This is a genomic window from Prevotella conceptionensis 9403948, from assembly GCF_000312305.1.
GTDB lineage: Bacteria > Bacteroidota > Bacteroidia > Bacteroidales > Bacteroidaceae > Prevotella > Prevotella conceptionensis.
In genome coordinates this window covers 462172-463939 of the sequence record NZ_HE999445.1, presented here as the reverse complement: position 1 = coordinate 463939, position 1768 = coordinate 462172, and the positions used below count along the sequence as shown (strand labels likewise).

Below are 1768 nucleotides of genomic sequence, written 5' to 3'. Positions count from 1 at the left end.
CGGCAAGGGAATATACCTCCTCATCGGACAGACCTGCACACCCCATTCTTTGGACTTCCGTCAAGATGTAGGTAATGCACTCGTCTATGTTTTTATTCTCCTTGCGGAAACTCTCTGCAAAGAGTTCATCGTATGATGCTCTGGTTTCCAAATAGTTTTGGATAACGTCCTTGAAATGTTCTGTACCTTTCATTGTCTTTGATGTTTTAATCAGTTGAATAATGTTCCGTCGGATAGAAATTCGTAGTTGTTGGCTTCGCAACTCTCGGCAAAGGCTTCTTCGCTGAGTTGATATTCCATATCGTCCCTGCAAGCCTTGAAAAAGCCGTTTAAGCACTTGTTCATAAGTTCGTAAAGGGTGGTGTTGTCGGGGGCTTTCAGAAAGTCGTATATAGGCTGTAATATCTCATAGTCCATATAATAGCCCGTCAAAACACAATCATTGGTGACGAATACACGGCTCTTGCGCTTTGTCTTGTAATTGTGTCCCCAAATGGTTTTGGGTATATACAAGTCGTTCCAATAGTTATTGACAAGGTATTTCAGAAGTCTAACCCCTTTCAAATTATCTTCTTCCTCTCTGTAATGAGAAGTGAAACGATACCAATAGGAATAATCATCGTATGACCATCTGTCCACCTTGATATTGAATGTCTGTTCAAAAGCTTGCAATGTCTTTCGGTTTTCTTCGTCCCAACCATAGTTGAAATGTTCCGCCCAATGGCTGTGTGCCTTTGCTTGTGCCTCTTTGGTCAGTTCGTGAAGGTTATATACCTCGTATGTTCTTGTTTCCGTTCTCATATTCGTTTGGTGTTATCGGGCTGTATTATTGATGATGTCTTCTCCATTGTCCGCAAAGACCTCGATAGTAGGTTTCCCTCCGTTTTCCTCTACGGATAGGCTTTCGGAGGTGTCATATAATGTTTCTCCGTCCGTAATGATGACTTTCTCGTTGTCCTCAAAACAGAGAGCGTCCTCACCTTGCCACGACTTGACAAGAGCAACGGCTTCCTCGTAATTCTCGGCTGTTACTTCAAAGTGGGTGCGTTCCCAACAAGTAACCTTTCGGTCTTGGTAAAATCTGAATGCTTCCATTGTTCCTATGTTTAGATTGTTGCTAAAATGATTTCTTGGATATGGGTAGGGGCAACCTCTGAAAAGAGATAGGTGATAAACTCCTTTCTGTCTTTCCGATTGAGTTCCTTGTATAGTTCCCCAAAGGCGGATATGTTTCCGTTGAGGTAAACCGATACCATATACTCGAAGATGTTGTCCACTTCGTAGTATCTGCATTGCTGTGCGATTGTCTTGCTTCTTCTTTTCATATATCTGTCTGTTTAAGAAATGAGTAACCAAAGTATTCCTCCGATGATGAGGGTATAAGCCAAGATGTACACTGCGATTGCCAAAGTGATGGTAAGGAGTAGCCGAATAAGGAATTTCCCTGCACATATCCCTACCAGCCAAAGCCAGACGCTTCCGCCCCAAAGGAGAGAGCCTGCGAGTGCAAGTACCACCCAAATTGATATTTTGTATCTCAGTTTCATCTTGTCTGATTTTTTTGATTTTATGCGGATTCCAGAGGCGAGGGAGTTGAGTTTCCATTTTAATGTTCTCTGTCCTCGTGTTTCCGACATTTTTTTTATGCGTCTTTCCGTCGGGTCGGTCGTTTTCGTTTCAGAGGCGTAAAAAGGTAGGGCTTAGGACAAACAAGGTTTTACGGCGAGAATACTACCTGCAATGAAATGGAAGTGTGGAGATTGTCGTT

General features: G+C 42.7%; 5 protein-coding genes. All 5 read right to left on the bottom strand.

Annotated features, from left to right (window positions below):
• Nucleotides 1-193 (bottom strand): PcfK-like family protein (locus BN93_RS06260; RefSeq protein WP_019187480.1); only part of this gene is annotated, 193 nt, incomplete at its 3' end.
• Between the two features lie 17 nt (nt 194-210).
• Complete coding sequence (locus tag BN93_RS06255) at nt 211-801, bottom strand: hypothetical protein (protein ID WP_019187479.1); 591 nt, start codon at nt 799-801, stop codon at nt 211-213.
• 12 nt (nt 802-813) lie between these two features.
• Nucleotides 814-1095 (bottom strand): hypothetical protein, encoded by a 282-nt coding sequence (locus BN93_RS06250; RefSeq protein ID WP_019187478.1) that lies wholly within the window; start codon nt 1093-1095, stop codon nt 814-816.
• An 11-nt stretch (nt 1096-1106) separates the two neighbouring features.
• Entirely contained in the window at nt 1107-1325 is a 219-nt protein-coding gene (locus BN93_RS06245) for a hypothetical protein (protein WP_004365312.1), read from the bottom strand.
• A gap of 12 nt (nt 1326-1337) precedes the next feature.
• Nucleotides 1338-1547, bottom strand: a complete 210-nt coding sequence (locus BN93_RS16665; protein WP_077491392.1) for a hypothetical protein — start codon at nt 1545-1547, stop codon at nt 1338-1340.
• Between the last annotated feature and the right edge of the window lie 221 nt (nt 1548-1768).